This is a genomic window from Gilliamella sp. X-23 (assembly GCF_057063545.1).
Genome location: NZ_JBXSQG010000013.1, coordinates 17,652 through 34,212, shown reverse-complemented (window position 1 = coordinate 34,212; position 16,561 = coordinate 17,652). Strand labels below are relative to the sequence as shown.

The 16,561-nt window shown below is 35.0% G+C and carries 14 protein-coding genes; 6 read left to right on the top strand and 8 right to left on the bottom strand.

The features are described from left to right. Nucleotides 1-37: 37 nt before the first annotated feature. From rbsR to rbsD, 6 genes are read right to left on the bottom strand one after another with little or no spacing between them, the layout of a single operon-like run. Nucleotides 38-1,030, bottom strand: a complete 993-nt coding sequence (gene rbsR / locus ACYH9I_RS09175) for a ribose operon transcriptional repressor RbsR (protein WP_483560455.1) — start codon at nucleotides 1,028-1,030, stop codon at nucleotides 38-40. A gap of 15 nt (nucleotides 1,031-1,045) precedes the next feature. Further along, nucleotides 1,046-1,975, bottom strand: coding sequence for a ribokinase (rbsK, locus tag ACYH9I_RS09170; protein WP_483560454.1), 930 nt, complete (start codon nucleotides 1,973-1,975; stop codon nucleotides 1,046-1,048). 55 nt (nucleotides 1,976-2,030) lie between these two features. Next, nucleotides 2,031-2,918, bottom strand: a complete 888-nt coding sequence (rbsB, locus tag ACYH9I_RS09165) for a ribose ABC transporter substrate-binding protein RbsB (RefSeq protein WP_483560453.1) — start codon at nucleotides 2,916-2,918, stop codon at nucleotides 2,031-2,033. Nucleotides 2,919-2,955: 37 nt separating this feature from the next. After that, nucleotides 2,956-3,906 carry a ribose ABC transporter permease gene (gene rbsC, locus ACYH9I_RS09160; protein ID WP_160431084.1) on the bottom strand — a complete coding sequence of 317 codons (951 nt, stop codon included), beginning with the start codon at nucleotides 3,904-3,906 and terminating at the stop codon, nucleotides 2,956-2,958. Then, on the bottom strand, nucleotides 3,893-5,407 hold the full coding sequence (rbsA, locus tag ACYH9I_RS09155) for a ribose ABC transporter ATP-binding protein RbsA (RefSeq protein WP_483560452.1): 1,515 nt from the start codon (nucleotides 5,405-5,407) through the stop codon (nucleotides 3,893-3,895). Before rbsA ends, rbsC begins: the two co-directional genes overlap by 14 nt. 33 nt (nucleotides 5,408-5,440) lie before the next feature. Then, a complete protein-coding gene (gene rbsD / locus ACYH9I_RS09150; RefSeq protein WP_483560451.1) occupies nucleotides 5,441-5,860 on the bottom strand; it encodes a D-ribose pyranase in 420 nt (139 codons plus the stop codon). 527 nt (nucleotides 5,861-6,387) lie between these two features. Between rbsD and ACYH9I_RS09145 the strand changes: the two genes are divergently transcribed. Both ACYH9I_RS09145 and ruvC read left to right on the top strand, forming a co-directional pair. After that, nucleotides 6,388-7,131: a YebC/PmpR family DNA-binding transcriptional regulator gene (locus tag ACYH9I_RS09145; RefSeq protein WP_483560450.1), complete on the top strand. Its 744-nt coding sequence runs from the start codon at nucleotides 6,388-6,390 to the stop codon at nucleotides 7,129-7,131. Then, nucleotides 7,131-7,619, top strand: coding sequence for a crossover junction endodeoxyribonuclease RuvC (gene ruvC, locus ACYH9I_RS09140; protein WP_483560449.1), 489 nt, complete (start codon nucleotides 7,131-7,133; stop codon nucleotides 7,617-7,619). Before ACYH9I_RS09145 ends, ruvC begins: the two co-directional genes overlap by 1 nt. 127 nt (nucleotides 7,620-7,746) lie before the next feature. Here the strand turns inward: ruvC and ACYH9I_RS09135 are convergent, their stop codons facing one another. Together ACYH9I_RS09135 and ACYH9I_RS09130 are read right to left on the bottom strand one after the other, a co-directional pair. Then, on the bottom strand, nucleotides 7,747-10,956 hold the full coding sequence (locus ACYH9I_RS09135) for an efflux RND transporter permease subunit (RefSeq protein ID WP_483560448.1): 3,210 nt from the start codon (nucleotides 10,954-10,956) through the stop codon (nucleotides 7,747-7,749). Between the two features lie 19 nt (nucleotides 10,957-10,975). Continuing rightward, the gene (locus ACYH9I_RS09130; protein WP_483560447.1) at nucleotides 10,976-12,172 is read right to left on the bottom strand and encodes an efflux RND transporter periplasmic adaptor subunit; all 1,197 of its coding nucleotides are present in this window, start codon (nucleotides 12,170-12,172) and stop codon (nucleotides 10,976-10,978) included. 410 nt (nucleotides 12,173-12,582) lie between these two features. Here ACYH9I_RS09130 and zipA point away from each other — a divergent pair, with 410 nt between their 5' ends. The 4 genes from zipA (at nucleotide 12,583) to ACYH9I_RS09110 (ending at nucleotide 16,523) form a co-directional block, all read left to right on the top strand. Next, nucleotides 12,583-13,482: a cell division protein ZipA gene (zipA, locus tag ACYH9I_RS09125; RefSeq protein WP_483560477.1), complete on the top strand. Its 900-nt coding sequence runs from the start codon at nucleotides 12,583-12,585 to the stop codon at nucleotides 13,480-13,482. 230 nt (nucleotides 13,483-13,712) lie between these two features. Further along, nucleotides 13,713-15,743 carry an NAD-dependent DNA ligase LigA gene (gene ligA / locus ACYH9I_RS09120; RefSeq protein ID WP_483560476.1) on the top strand — a complete coding sequence of 677 codons (2,031 nt, stop codon included), beginning with the start codon at nucleotides 13,713-13,715 and terminating at the stop codon, nucleotides 15,741-15,743. Nucleotides 15,744-15,809: 66 nt separating this feature from the next. Further along, nucleotides 15,810-16,325 carry an S-ribosylhomocysteine lyase gene (luxS, locus tag ACYH9I_RS09115; protein WP_483560446.1) on the top strand — a complete coding sequence of 172 codons (516 nt, stop codon included), beginning with the start codon at nucleotides 15,810-15,812 and terminating at the stop codon, nucleotides 16,323-16,325. 9 nt (nucleotides 16,326-16,334) lie between these two features. Further along, entirely contained in the window at nucleotides 16,335-16,523 is a 189-nt protein-coding gene (locus ACYH9I_RS09110) for a 2-hydroxymuconate tautomerase (RefSeq protein WP_267353069.1), read from the top strand. Nucleotides 16,524-16,561 lie beyond the last annotated feature (38 nt).

The following is a 16,561-nucleotide window of genomic DNA, read 5'->3' as shown; positions in this document are numbered from 1 at the left end:
ACAAAATTCATTCAATGCTTTATTTTTATAATACTTACTAAGCAGATAAACGTTTAATTAATGTAGGTGTTAAAGTTAATGTATGGAGTGAATCTGTAGGGTTATGAAATCGATTTAATAATGTTTCAACAGCCAATTGTCCTAATTCTTCTTTTGGTTGATGGATAGTAGTTAAAGGTGGCGTCATATATTGTGCAATTTCAATATCATCATAACCAATAATTGCAATATCTTTTCCTGCTTCAAGACCATTTTGATAAAGTGCTTGATAAGCACCGATAGCCATAGCATCATTAGAACAAAACACAGCCTGTGGGGGAATAGATAGTTTTAATAAATTTTGCATAGCAACAATTCCTGATGCAAATTGGAAGTCACCTTGTGCCTCATACTTGCTTAAAATTGTTAAACTAGCATTTTGCATAGCCTTCCGATATCCTTGTAGGCGCGATTGTGCTTGAGTATTATTTAAAGGACCTGTGATGCATGCTATCTGTTTGTAGTTTTGCTTAATCAGATATTGTGTAGCAATCATTGCTCCAAAAAAAGAATTATCTTGAATAATATCACACATACCATCAAATGGTGTCCAATCCATCATTACTATAGGAAGCTTAGGGTATCGAGCGAATATCTGCTTTGGAATTGAATAAGTTTCAGTACACATAGCCAGTAAACCATCAACACGCTTTTGCAGTAAATGTTCAATATTATCAAGCATACGCTGATGATCACCTTCGGTACTACATAAAATCAAATTATAACCAAGCTCATAACAACTACGCTCAACACCTTGCACTACTTCAGAGAAAAAAGGATTATTGCTTGCTGTCACCAACATACCAATAGTATAAGTTTTATTGCTTTTTAAACTGCGAGCAATAGCTGAAGGGGTATAATTTAGTTGTTTGATTATCTGCTCAACTTTTTCACGTATAGCTGGGCTAACATAACGATCATTATTGATGACATGAGAAACAGTTGAAGTCGATACATTCGCAGATTTTGCAACATCCTTTATTGTAACCAAATTTTTATTGCTCTTCTATAAACCTTGTAATTTAATGAAATCTTCTACTTCATTACGTGTTGGCACTGATGTCTGTGCTCCCGCTTTAGTCACCGATAGTGCCGCAGCGGCATGAGCATATCTAACAGCTTGATTGAGTGTTTTTCCTTCTAATAAGGCAGTTACTAACATTCCATTAAATGTATCGCCAGCACCAATAGTATCAACAGCTTTAACATGAAATCCTGAAACAATTTTGCCCTCACCACAATAACTTACCCAAGCCCCTTTACTACCCAGTGTAATAATAACGGTATTAATACCTTTATTATGTAAAAATAATGATGCTTTTTGTGCATCTTGTTCTGTAACAATTTTTATACCTGTTAAAAACTCGGCTTCTGTTTCGTTTGGTGTAATAATATCAATGTGTTTAAGTAAATCATCTGATAAATTTTGTGCAGGCGCTGGATTTAAAATTACTTGGGTATTATTTTGTTTAGCTAATTTTGCTACATGTTTTATAGTTTGTAATGGTGTTTCAAGTTGCATTAAAATCGCATTTGCTTTTATTATATCATCTTCAAATTGACCTACATATTCAGGTGTAACCGCTGAATTTGCTCCTTCATGGATAGCAATTTGATTCTCTCCTTGTTTATTGACTAGAATCAATGCAACACCGGTATTTTTGCTTTCAACTACAGCAATAGTATGGGTATCTATATGATCGCTTTCTAATTGTTGCTTAAATTTCTTACCAAAATCATCATCCCCCACCGCTGCAATAAACTGAACGTTAGCACCTAAACGCCCAGCAGCAACAGCTTGATTAGCACCTTTACCTCCATATGAAATTTTATAGTTTGAACCTTTTAATGTTTCGCCTGGTTTAGGAAATTCATTTACATTTAAGATATGATCAATATTTACGCTACCAATCACAATTAATTTATTTAAATTCATATAACTACTCCATAATCACATAGCAATAGGACGCTAGAATGCGTCCTAAAAAAGTTTATTTAGTGATAAGTTTTAATTCTACAGGGATTTTTGTATCAACTTTTTCACCTTTTATAACTTTATCTGCAATTTCAACACCCATTGAACCTATTTTTTCTGGTTGTTGAGCTACCGTTGCTGCCATTTTTCCACGTTCAACAGATTTAATGCCATCCTCAGTACCATCAAAGCCAACCACTAAAATATCATTTCGTCCAGCAGTTTGAATTGCACGCACAGCACCTAATGCCATTTCATCATTCTCTGCAAATACCGCTTGCACTAAAGGGTAAGCAGTTAATAAATTTTGCATAACATTCATACCTTTGGCACGATCAAAATCAGCTGGTTGTGCAGTTAAAATAGTAAATTGGTTATCTTTCATTGAGTTGGTAAAGCCCTCACCACGTTCACGAGAAGCCGAAGTACCAACTATACCTTGTAATTGAATCACTTTTGCACTAGCACCTAATTTTTGAAAAATAAAATCACCAGCCATTTTACCTCCTGCAACATTATCGGATGCAATATGGCTAATAACCTCTCCCTTAACGGAAGCACGATCAAGTGTTATAACAGGAATTCCCGCTTTATTTGCGGCAAGCACTGCATTACCAACAGCCTCAGAATCAGTAGGATTGATAAGAATTACTTTAGTCCCTTTAACAATAGTATCTTCAACATTTGCAAGTTCCTTAGCTGGATTATTTTGTGAATCTAATATCACTAATTCATAACCCAGCTCCTTAGCTTTATTTACTGCACCTTCTTTTAAATTAACAAAAAAAGGATTATTAAGGGTTGAAACAACTAAAGCTATATTTTCTTTTGCTAAAGCTTGAGAGGCAAAAGAAAAATTTAATGTAATGGCAACAATGGCTGTAAAAATTTTTCCGAATTTCATAACTTTCTCCTAAAATAAGACACCTAGTTTAAAGCAACTATTTATTGGTCTTTTTATCGACTAAAACTGCTAATAAGATAACAACACCTTTTACAATCATTTGGTAGTAAGCATCCACACCCAACATATTTAATCCATTATTTAAAAAGCCTAAAATTAAAGCACCTATCAGTGTTCCGATAATCTTTCCTCGTCCCCCAGACATACTAGTACCACCAAGAACAACAGCAGCTATTGCATCCATTTCATAACCTGTACCCGCTGTAGGTTGTGCTGAAGATAATCGTGCCACTTCAATAGTACTCGCAACAGCACAAAGTAAGCCACTAATGGCATAAACAATAATTTTTACCCGATCAACATTAATTCCTGAAAGACGAGTTGCAGCCTCATTTCCACCAAGTGCATAGATATAGCGACCCAAGCGAGTATATTTTAATAGGTACCATGCAAAGATAAAAACAATAGTCATAATTAATATTGGCACAGGAATGCCTAGTACTCGACCAAATGCAACCCATTCAAATAATTCAGAATTATCATTACTACCAGTAGAAATAGGACTACCTTTAGTGTAGACCTGTGTTACCCCCCGTAGAATAAGCATCATAACTAAGGTGGCAATAAAGGCTTGAAGTTTCCCTTTAGCTATAATAAGCCCCGAAAAAGCACCCAATAACCACCCTAAAGTCAAAGAGACAAAAATAGCAATAAAAGGTGAAATATCTGCACCAATCATAGAAGCAGTAATTGCACCTGTTAAAGCAAATATTGATCCCACACTTAAATCAATTCCAGAAGTTAAAATGACTAGAGTCATCCCAACAGCAATAACCGCATTAATTGAAGTTTGCTGTAATATATTGAAAAAATTATTTAACGTAAAAAAGTTATCACTTAAACAAGAAACAATAGCAATTAAAACGAGTAAAGTGATTAAGGACTTTTGTTCAATTAATATGTTCTTAAATGTTTTATTTTGCAACATCAGCGCTCTCCTGTGTTTTTCCAACGGCTGCTGCCATAAGTTTTTCTTGTGTTGCCTCACAACTTAAAAAGTGTCCTGTCACTCTTCCCTCGTGGATAACTAAAATACGATCACTCATACCCAGTATTTCAGGCATATCTGATGAAACTAAAATGACACTTAAACCTTGCTCTTTAAATTGATTAATGAGTTGATAAATTTCTTTTTTAGCTCCAACATCTACCCCTCGTGTCGGTTCATCTAAAATTAATATACTTGGGCGAGTCATTAAACCTTTAGCAATAGCAACTTTTTGTTGATTACCGCCAGATAAGAAGCCAATTGTTTGATTAATTGACGGTGTTTTAATATTAAATAATCCAACAAAGTCTTTAACTACTTCTTGTTCCTCAGTTAACCGTAATTTCTTAAATTTGCTGGCAAAATAATTTAGAGCATTAAGTGACATGTTATCTTTCACTGACATGCCTAAAATTAGTCCATCTTTTTTACGGTCTTCAGAAATATAAACAATACCATTTGTTAAACCTTCACGCGGTGAACTAATTTTAACTGATTTATCATTTAATATTATTTCACCTGACTTTGCAGGGTTAGCACCATAAATCATTTTCATTAATTCCGTTCGCCCAGCCCCCATTAAACCTGAAATACCAAGTATTTCGCCTTCATGAAGACTAAAACTAATATCATTTACGCCTACACCTTTTAAATTTTTAACCTCTAATGCAATGTTACCTCGAGGTACATTAATTCTTGGATATTGTTCTTGGAGCTTTCGACCAACCATCATTTCAATTAACATATCTTCATTTAATTGATCAATTTTTTTTTCACCAACAAATTGCCCATCACGTAATACAGTCACTTCATCACAAATTTCAAAAATCTCTTTTAATCGATGCGATATATAAACCACACCACAATTTTGTTTTTTAAGTTTTTTTATTACTTCAAAAAGAGACATTGTTTCAGTATCTGTAAGCGCATCAGTAGGTTCATCCATAATAATTACTTTGGAGTTAAAACTAAGAACTTTAGCTATTTCAACCATTTGCTGCTCACCAATAGATAAGTCACTAACTAAACGACGGCTATCATAATTCAGGTGAAGTTCAGCAAGTAATTTATCGGCTTGAGCGTATGTTTTTCTCCAATCTATACAACCGAATTTATTGGTAAATTCACGCCCTAAAAATATATTTTCAGCAATACTAAGCTGTGGAATTAAATTCAATTCTTGATGGACAATACCTATCCCAGCTTCTTGTGAAGATTTAGGCCCATGAAAGTTCACTTTATTACCTAAATAAATAATCTTACCTTCATCTTTTGGGTAAATTCCGGTTAAAACCTTCATCAAAGTTGATTTACCCGCACCATTTTCACCAATCAAAGCCATAACTTGGCCTGCGCGTACAGTTAAATTAACTCCGGCAAGAGCTTTTACACCAGGAAAGGATTTGTGAATATTTATAAGCTGTAAAAGATTATCGTTCATAAATCACTCATTATTTAGCTTTGTAGCTGAGATTTAAAAAATAACACCAGATTGTAAAATTATATTAGCAAACGGAGAACATTCACCGGTTCTAATAACAGCTTTACAATGACGAGTTTGAAGTTTTAGTTTTTCATGACTGACATAAATAGTTTCTATACTGTTATTTTGAGCCTGTTCAATTTTCTTAATTTGTTCTAGTATTAGCTTATGCATTTCACAATTTCGTTTAATAATTTCTTCAGCTAATATCACTTTTTCAATCTGCATATCTTTTGAAACTGTTTTGAAAACTTGAATAAATGATGGTACACCGTAAGTCACGGCTAAATCGATGCGTGGAGTATCGCTAGCAATGGGCAGGCCTGCATCACCTATCGCAATTTGATCTGTATGCCCCATTTTGGATAAGACATGAATAATTTCAGAATTAAACAATTGACCTTTATACATAATGTAATCCTTGGATAGATGAATAATAACCAATATCGAAACGTTTCGATGCTTATCATCTATCGGATAGATTATGACTGCAATATATAAAAATTAAACTTGTGATCTTGATCAATGTGAAATGATTCAGCTAAGCATACAGTTTTAAAAATTTATAATATGTAGGGAAACACCAAGTTGTTTTCACATCATAATTAAAATAACCCTTTAAAAAACTTATAAGGTGTTTTATCTGTTAATCGCTAATTATTTTGCTAATTATGTTGCTTTTCCATTAAAGTAGGTATCACTTTCTACTATTCTATTCTTTTGAAGATTAACTTTGTTTTTTTATGTATATTCAGTACAGTAGCTTACCTAATTACTGTAAACAACGCGAGTAACTCCTACATATAGATAAAAATATTATCATTGTTGTTAAATAATAATTTTACAGAACATAAAAACTTATAGGTATATTGATGATGAATTTTAGGTAAATATTTGCTAAAATATAGCGATTTTTAAATTATTATCTGGAGAATTTTATGGCAGGTCATAGTAAATGGGCCAATACCAAACACCGCAAAGCAGCACAAGATGCAAAACGCGGAAAAATCTTTACCAAAATTATTCGTGAGTTGGTAACTGCAGCAAAACTTGGTGGTGGCGATCCAGCGTCAAATCCACGACTACGTGCTGCAATGGATAAAGCATTATCGAATAATATGACTCGTGATACCATGAATCGAGCCATTGCTCGCGGTGTTGGTGGTGAAGATGATAGCAATATGGAAACAATTATTTATGAAGGCTATGGTCCCGCAGGTACAGCTGTCATGGTTGAATGTTTAAGTGATAACCGCAACCGTACAGTATCAGAAGTGCGTCATGCCTTTACTAAATCAGGTGGAAACTTAGGTACTGATGGCTCAGTTTCATATTTATTCACTAAAAAAGGGGTTATTTCATACCCTGTTGGCACAGATGAAGATAAAGTCATGGACGAAGCTCTTGAAGCTGGTGCCGATGATGTTGTAACTTATGATGATGGTGCTATTGATGTATTTACTACACCAGAAACTTTTGGTGAAATTAAAGATGCACTTGATGCAGCAGGTTTAGTTGCCGAAGCAGCTGAAGTATCTATGATTCCGTCAACAAAAGTTGATCTTGATATTGAATCTGCACCAAAACTATTACGTTTAATTGATATGCTTGAAGATTGTGATGATGTTCAAGAAGTTTACCATAATGGTGAAGTTTCAGACGAGGTAGCAGCAGCACTCTAATGGCCATTATTCTTGGCATCGATCCTGGCTCTCGTTTGACGGGTTACGGCGTAATCCAACAAACGGGACGTCAACTCACTTACCTTGGCAGTGGCTGTATTCGAACTGCTATTGATGATTTACCAACCCGGTTAAAACGCGTATACGCTGGTGTCAGTGAAATTATCTTACAATTCCAACCTGATATGTTTGCAATCGAACAAGTTTTTATGGCCCGTAATGCCGACTCTGCATTAAAGTTAGGTCAGGCAAGAGGCGCGGCCATTGTCGCAGCAGTAAATAATGATCTACCAGTATTTGAATATGCCGCTCGTTTAGTTAAGCAATCTGTAGTGGGAACTGGTGCTGCCGATAAAACCCAAGTGCAACATATGGTCAAATTACTATTAAAATTACCAGCTAGCCCTCAAGCTGATGCTGCTGACGCATTAGCTATAGCAATTACCCACGCTCACACTAGCCAACAACTAATAAAGTCTCGTAAGTAAAAACTTAATATTAATTTTTAACAAACATCTATAAATAAAAATGCGCCATTAAATTGGCGCATTTTATTTCTTAATATCTTAATTTTCAGCACAAGCGATACAATCTAACTCATGCATATAAAACCAACTATTCAGACTTCACTTTCGAACGGTTAGTCAATAATACGACTTTATTTCTATGTTTAGTAAATAGTTTTGTTACAAACAAAAAGAACAGTGGAACATAAAATATGGTTAAAAATGTTGCGGCTAACATGCCACCAATTACACCTGTACCTACTGCATTTTGACCAGCAGACCCAGCACCACTACTAGAGGCTAACGGATATACACCAAGAATAAAGGCAAATGATGTCATTAATATTGGACGTAGACGCAAGCGACAAGCTTCAAGCGTTGCATCAATTAATGATTTTCCTTCTTTTTCGATAGCATCTTTAGCAAATTCAACAATTAAGATAGCATTTTTTGCAGATAGACCCATTGTCGTTAATAGCCCTACAATAAAGTAAATATCATTATCAAGACCTCTAAACATAGTTGCATAAACTGTGCCTAAAATACCAAGTGGAATAATAAATAAAATCGAAATAGGAACGGTCCAACTTTCGTATAATGCCGCTAATGATAAAAATACAACGATAATAGAAATAAAATAAAGGGTTGTAGTTTGTGAGCCTGTTTGGCGTTCTTGATAAGAAATAGAAGTCCAATCAAAGGTAAAACCCTTAGGCAAATTTTTTGATAGCTCTTCCATTACAGCCATTGCTTGTCCAGAACTCATTCCAGGAGCAGGCGAACCACTTATTTCCATTGCTGATACACCATCATAACGAACGAGTGATGGTGAACCATAAGTTTTTGTCGTTGTAGCAAATGCATCATATGGAACCATTTCACCATTTCGATTTTTAACATGCCAATAACCAAAATCGTCAGGTAACATACGATATGGAGCATCAGACTGTAGGTACACTTTTTTAACTCGATTATTGTAAACAAAGTCATCAATATAAGCAGAACCTAACGCTGTCGACAATACCGTATTGACTGAATTGACCGAAACACCCAATGCTTGTGCAGCTTCAAAATCAACATTAATTTTGTACTGTGGAATATCAAGCATACTCCCTGGTCTAACTTGTTGTAGTTCTGGATGATCAGACGCTTGTCCCAACATTTGGAAAAATGCACCAACCAACGCATCATGCCCATAACCAGCAGTATCTTTCAGTACATATGAAAAGCCATTGGCCATACCTAATGCAGGTACGGCAGGTAAATTGGCAACAATTACCCGTCCTTCAGTTGTACTAGAAGTAAGTTCTCCGCCACTTTTAACCAAAGCATCAATTTTTTGATCAGTTCGTTTACGTTGTTCCCAATTTTTTAATCGAACAAAACCCATCCCCATATTTTGCCCACGTCCCACCGGACTAAAACCTGCAACAGTAAAAATTTCATCAACAGAATCTGCCTTTTTTTGGGTATAAAAATCAGATGCCTTATTTAATACTGACATCGTTTGTTCTAATGTTGAGCCTGGAGGTAATTCAACCATAACTAAAAGAACTCCCTGATCTTCGCTCGGCAAGAAACCTGTAGGTAAACGGTTAAATCCAAATAATAATCCAACCAATATTAAAGCATAACAGCCAAAAGCAATTATTGGATTACGAATAACTTTAATAACGCCTTTTTCATAAGAACGTAAACTTTTATCATAAAAACTATTAAACCATTTAAAAAAAGACTTAGTTCCTTTTGAACACCAACTAAATGGCGGTACTGATTCTAATTTTTCGCCCAATGAAATTTTTCTAATTTTATTTTTTGATGGAGCTTTTAAAATCTGTACACAAAGAGCAGGTGTCAATACAATTGCCATCAATACTGATAATCCCATCGCTGTTACAATGGTAATCGAGAACTGACGATATATTCCACCTGCTGCCCCGCCATAAAATGCCATCGGCACAAATACAGCAGATAATACAACCGCAATACCCACTAACGCTGATGTAATTTGTTCCATCGACTTAACGGTTGCATCATAAGGTGACAGCCCTTCATCATGCATAATCCGTTCAACGTTTTCGATAACAACAATAGCATCATCTACTAACAATCCAATAGCGAGTACCATCGCAAACATAGATAAGGTATTAATAGTAAATCCACAAATATAAAGAATCGCAAATGTACCTAACAATACTACAGGTACAGTAATAGTCGGAATAAGTGTAGAACGTAGGTTTTGTAAAAACACATACATTACAACAACAACCAAAACAATTGCTTCAATTAAAGTGTGAATTACATTACTAATTGATAATTTAACAAATGGAGTTGTATCATATGGAAAAGCATATTTAATATCTTCAGGGAAGATTTTAGATAACTCTTCTAATTTTTTATCAACCTTATCAGATGTATCTAATTGGTTAGCACCTGTTGCCAAATATATCCCAAGACCAGCTGATGCATTACCGTTATAACGAGAAATAAAGTTGTAATCAGATGCACCAATTTCAACTGTAGCAATATCTTTTAATAAGATATTAGAACCATTAGTATTAACTCGAACAAGAATATTTTGAAATTGTTCAGGCGTTTTTAAACGCGATTGTGCGGTAATTGTTGCATTAAGTTCTTGTCCTTCGGTTGATGGCAAAGCGCCTAATTGACCTGCCGTTACTTGTGCATTTTGCGCTTGGATAGCAGTTATAATTTCCTCAATGGATAAATTGTAATAAGTTAATTTATTTGGATCAAGCCAGATACGCATAGCATATTCAGAACCAAATAATTGTGTATCACCAACACCTTGCACTCGTCGAATTTGATCTTGTACAGTTGAATAGACAAAGTCAGCGATATCGGCTTGTGTTTTTTGTGGATTTGTCGAATAAAAACCAACAACCTTTAAAAAGTTAGTGTTATTCTTAGCGACTGATACCCCATTTTTTTGCACACTTTCAGGCAGACGGGATTTTATACTTTCTACTTTATTTAACACTTGCACTTGCGCAAAATCGGGATTAGTGCCAGGCGCAAAAGTTAACGTTGTTTGTACAAAACCTTGAGCGCTACTGGTTGATTTCATATAAATGAGATTATCTAATCCAGTTAAATTCTGCTCAAGCAGCTGAGTAACAGTGTTTTCGATAGTCTGCGCATCGGCACCAGGATAGGTTGCACTAACAGTCACAGCTGGTGGTGCAATATCAGGATACTGTTCAACGGCTAACAGCTTTATACATAAAGCACCGCCTAGCATCATCATGATAGCAATCACCCATGCAAAAACAGGTCTATCAATAAAAAACTTAGCCATAATTCAATCTACCCCTGTTTTATTTCATGCTTTTTTGGATGATACTATCTAACTGTCCTTGAGTAAGCGTTGTCGGATCGCCAACCATTTCACCTTTCATGGTTTTCCCCATTTCAACACCCGTCAAATTAAGTAAGCCTGTCACGATGACTTGTTCACCAACATCAATACCTTTTGTCACAACCCAATAACCACCTATACCAGTATAAACTTGAATATCTTGTCGATATTCAATTGTATTGTCGGATTTCAAAATTTTTGCAGTGTACTGACCTTGTTTATTACTGGTGATACCTTGTTGTGGAACAAGTATAGCATTTTTAATATAACCTAATGTCACTTGTGGTTTAACAAACATACCTGGTAAAATTTTGCCTTCATTGTTGGCAAATTGAGAGCGTAATGTCACTGTACCTGTCGTTTCGTTTACAGTCATATCTGAAAATTTAATATTACCAGGTAGAGCATATTTTGAACCATCGTTAAAAAATAATTCTACATTATTTCCTTTTGCTGGCTCATAAATAACATTTTCATCTTGAAGATACTTATTATAACGAGTAGCCGCTTCTGTCATATCGACATAAATCGGATCTAGTTGTTGAACTAATGCAAGCGGTGTTGACTGACCAGCTGCGACTAATGCACCTTCAGTTACGCTTGATTTACCTATATATCCATCAATTGGTGAATACACTTTCGTATACTCTAAATTAACTTTAGCTGTATGCTCAGCAGCTTGTGCAACTAATACAGCGGCTTCTGCCTGTTTAGCATCGGCAGCTGCTTTATCGTAATCTTGTTGACTGATTGATTTGGTATTTAGTAACCCAGCATAACGTTTTAGTGTAAGCTGTGCAATATTCGCATTTGCTTTGGCACTAGCAACACTAGCAACAGCACTATCATAATTAGCTTGATAAATAGCTGGATCGATTTGATAAAGTGACTGTCCTGCCTTAACATTTGAACTTTCGTCAAACTCACGCTTTAAAACAATACCACCGACTTGAGGTCTAATTTCAGCAATTTGAGATGCAACAACCCTACCCGGCAAACTAATTTTTAGGGTATAGTTTAACGGTTCAACTTTAAACACAGTTACTTTCGGTAAATTATTATTACCGTTTTGTGATTTACCATTATCACAGCTTGTTAATAAAAGCAGACCGACGCACGCCACAGGCAAGGCTAATAACAGCTTGTTAAATCTCATATAAAAATGACCTCAGTAAACTTAATAATTATTTTATTTTTTTTAAAATTAAATAACAGTTCTTATTTAAAAGTAATCGGCAATTTTACAAAAAATATGCATAGATTGTAAGTAGCTTTACCGCTTAATAGCACAGAGTTCTAAAAAATAACTAAGTGAGTCATCATATAAAAAAAAGTATATTGATAATTATGATTATTGCTATAAATAAAGTAATATAGACTAACTAATTTTTTGTGCTATAAAGTATCTTAAAGAAAATGTTATACTACCAATATCAAATACGGTTGCTTTAATGAAAATTGCTAAGATTAAAGTAAAAATTTACATTGCAGTGCTCCGTAATCATTTTTTTTAAAATATGATTAAATAATTAATGAGTCTATATTTAATTTAATACAGAGATGGTTATTATGGATAATTTACGTATTGTTCTAATTGTTGTTGCATCCTTGGTCATTATTGCATTGCTTATCCATGGATTTTGGATCAATAAAAAAGAACGTTCTTCTCTTTTTAGTTCAAATAAAAAAGGAGAATTCGGGCAAAAAATTCAACAAAATCAAAATTTATCTATGAATGAAATAGAAGATGATGATGTCATTTTACTCAAACCTAAAACAACAAAAAATAATGAGATCGTTGAAAGTAGTGTAGTTATAGATGAAGCGATAGAAAAACAAAACAATAAGCCTCAACAAAAAGATTTATTTGTTGATAACGACGATCAACAAGAAATTCATGCAGACAAAGAGCAAGAACCTGTTATTAACGTTAATCGTGATCTTTTTGAAGATGAAAAAGAACTTGAGCCAACGCAAGTAACAAAAGAAAAACAAGTTCATACTAATAGCGATAAACCAAAAACATTAAACACTAACGAAGAACAATCCAAAACCGAAATTATCGTGTTAAATGTCACTGGTCTTAACGGAAAATTACTACAAGGTGATGTGTTACTTGCTAGTATTATGCAATCTGGTTTTCAGTTTGGCGATATGCGAATTTTCCACCGCCATGTGGATCCTGCTGGTAATGGTCCAATATTATTTAGTTTAGCCAATATGGTTACACCAGGCTATTTGGACCCTGAAACAATGCATGAGTTTACTACTCCTGGAGTATCTATTTTCATGGTTGCACCGACAGAAGGTAACAACCAACAAAATTTTAAATTAATGTTACAAACAGCGCAACGCATAGCAGATGATGTCAACGGTGTGGTATTAGATGATGAACATCACATGCTAACTCCGCAAAAAATTGACAGCTATAAAGATCGAATAAAAAAGGCCTGTAACGAAATCTAGCCACAGTATTTTCAGCAAATCTTTAACAAAACGCCACCAATCTAGGTTGGTGGCTACAAATAAATATTAATATAACATATTTATTTAAATGACTTAATTTGGCTATGCATTATTCACAGTTAAATTAATGCAATTGTAATGATTTCCCCAAACCCTACGTTTTAATTTAAGAGCCGATTATTATGTCAATATCTAATAAATCCGAAAACTCAACAAATCTATCTGAATCAATTAAAGATATAACAAAACAATTGACTTCACTACGGAACCTAATTAGGCATCATGAATACTGCTATTACGTACTTGATACGCCAGAAATTCCCGATGTTGAATATGATAAATTAATAAAACAACTTCAAACACTAGAACAACAATATCCAGACCTTATTACACCCGATTCCCCCACCCAACGAGTTGGTGGAGTCCCATTAGCTCAATTTGCATCGATCAAACATAAAATACCTATGTTATCACTTGATAATGTTTTTGATGAAGCTAGTTTTATTGCATTTAACAAACGAATTAAAGATCGTCTTCATTTAAGTGATACTGAGAAAGTTGAATATTGCTGTGAACTCAAACTTGATGGACTTGCTGTCAGCCTACTTTACGAAAATGGACACTTTATACAGGCTGCAACCCGAGGTGATGGAACAACAGGGGAAGATATAACAGCAAATGTAAGAACCATTAAAACAATTCCGCTCACTCTAAGGGGAGACAACATTCCAACTCGACTAGAAGTCCGCGGTGAAGTATTTATAACGCATAAAGGCTTCGAAAAACTTAATACCGATGCCCAAAAGCATAACGAAAAAACCTTTGCCAACCCACGTAATGCAGCGGCTGGATCATTAAGACAGTTAGATCCTAAAATTACAGCTAAACGACCATTAACATTCTTGTGTTATGGTGTTGGTATTGTTGAAGGCGCTACATTGCCAAATACCCATTATGACCGTTTGATGCAATTCAAAGCTTGGGGTCTACCAGTTAGCGATAAAGTGCAAAAACACCAAGGTGCACAAGCTGCTTTAGCCTACTTTAAAAAAATTGGCGAACAACGCATGTCGCTTGGTTTTGATATTGATGGAGTGGTCATCAAAGTTAATAGCATTGAACAACAAAACGAACTTGGTTTTGTTGCTCGTGCACCAAGATGGGCTACCGCATTTAAGTTCCCTGCTCAAGAACAAATTACACAATTAAACAAAGTAGACTTCCAAGTCGGACGAACTGGTGCAATTACACCAGTTGCAAGACTTGAACCTGTTTCAGTCGCAGGTGTTATTGTAAGTAACGCAACACTACATAATATTGATGAAATCGCTCGATTAGGTGTGCGAGAAGGCGACTATGTAACAATACGCCGAGCAGGTGATGTAATTCCTAAAATTGTAGCCGTTATATTGGATAAAAGACCTAAAGACACAAAAGAGATCATATTCCCAACACACTGTCCTATTTGTGGATCACTAATAGTTCGAGATGAAGGTCAAGCTATATCTCGTTGTGCTGGAGGTCTAATTTGTCCAGCTCAACGTAAAGAAGCTTTAAAACATTTTGTTTCACGAAAAGCAATGAACGTAGAAGGAATGGGTGACAAACTCATTGAGCAACTCGTTGATAAAGACTATGTAAAAACTCCTGCTGATTTATATAAACTAAATCTACCAATGTTATGTAGTTTAGATAAAATCGGTGAAAAATCTGCCAATAATTTATTAAATGCATTAGAGGAATCTAAAAATACCACATTAAGCCGATTTATATTTGCACTCGGTATACCAAATGTGGGCGAAGTGACTGCCGAAAACCTAGTTAACCAACTCGGCAATTTATCGGCAATAGAAAACACCTCACTTGAACAGCTACAAATGGTAAACGATATCGGCGTTGTCATTGCAGAAAGCATTATAGACTTTTTTCAAGAACCGCATAATCGCAATGTCATCGAACAATTAACAAGTAATGAAATTGGTATTCACTGGCAAGATATCAATCCACAGATGCAACCACTTAATACTGACTCGCCGTTTTTTGGTAAAACTATAGTATTAACTGGAACATTATCAGTTTTAACTCGAGACGAAGCCAAAAAGAAATTAAAACAATTTGGCGCCAAAGTAACGGGCAGTGTATCGAAAAATACCGATCTAGTCATTGCTGGAGAGGCCGCTGGTTCGAAACTAAATAAAGCCCAAGAACTGGGCATCAAAGTTATTGACGAACAAGAAATGCTAAATTTACTTGCTCAGTAAAAATAAACCCCACTGGTACTCGTTAATCGATTGATTAAAAAAGTACCAAAAAATAAGGAGGAAGTTATGCCTTTACTAGATAGTTTTAAAGTTGATCACACCAAAATGAAAGCCCCTTTTGTACGAATTGCAAAAACAATGGCAACTCCAAAAGGTGATAATATTACTGTATTTGATCTACGATTTACTATTCCAAACAAAGATAATCTACCTGAAAAAGGGATTCATACATTAGAACATTTATTTGCAGGCTTTATGCGCGACCATCTTAACAGTGATAAAGTTGAAATAATAGATATTTCACCGATGGGATGCCGTACAGGCTTTTATATGAGCTTAATTGGCAAGCCGGACGAAACATTAATAGTTGATGCATGGTTAAAATCAATGCATGATGTATTAAATGTTAAATCGCAAAATCAGATCCCAGAATTAAATGAATATCAATGTGGTACTTATAAAATGCATTCATTAGATGAAGCCAAAACCATCGCCGAAAAAATTATAAAATGCGGTATTGGAATATGCCATAATGATGAGATCGCATTGACGGATGAACAGCTTACTAAAATTAATCACTAGGAGATATCTATGCCAAATGTTGTTATCGATTTTTTAGAGGGTCGTACTATAGAACAAAAAAGAGAAATGGCAAAACGCGTAACAGATGCCATTGTCGAAACCCTTAACTGCAAACCCGAAGCAGTACAAATCATCATGCATGAAATATCAAAAGATCAGATTGCTAATGGTGGCGTGCTACGCTGTGATAAAGACTGATTTTAACATAGCCAAATTAATGGCAAAACAAGTTAAAA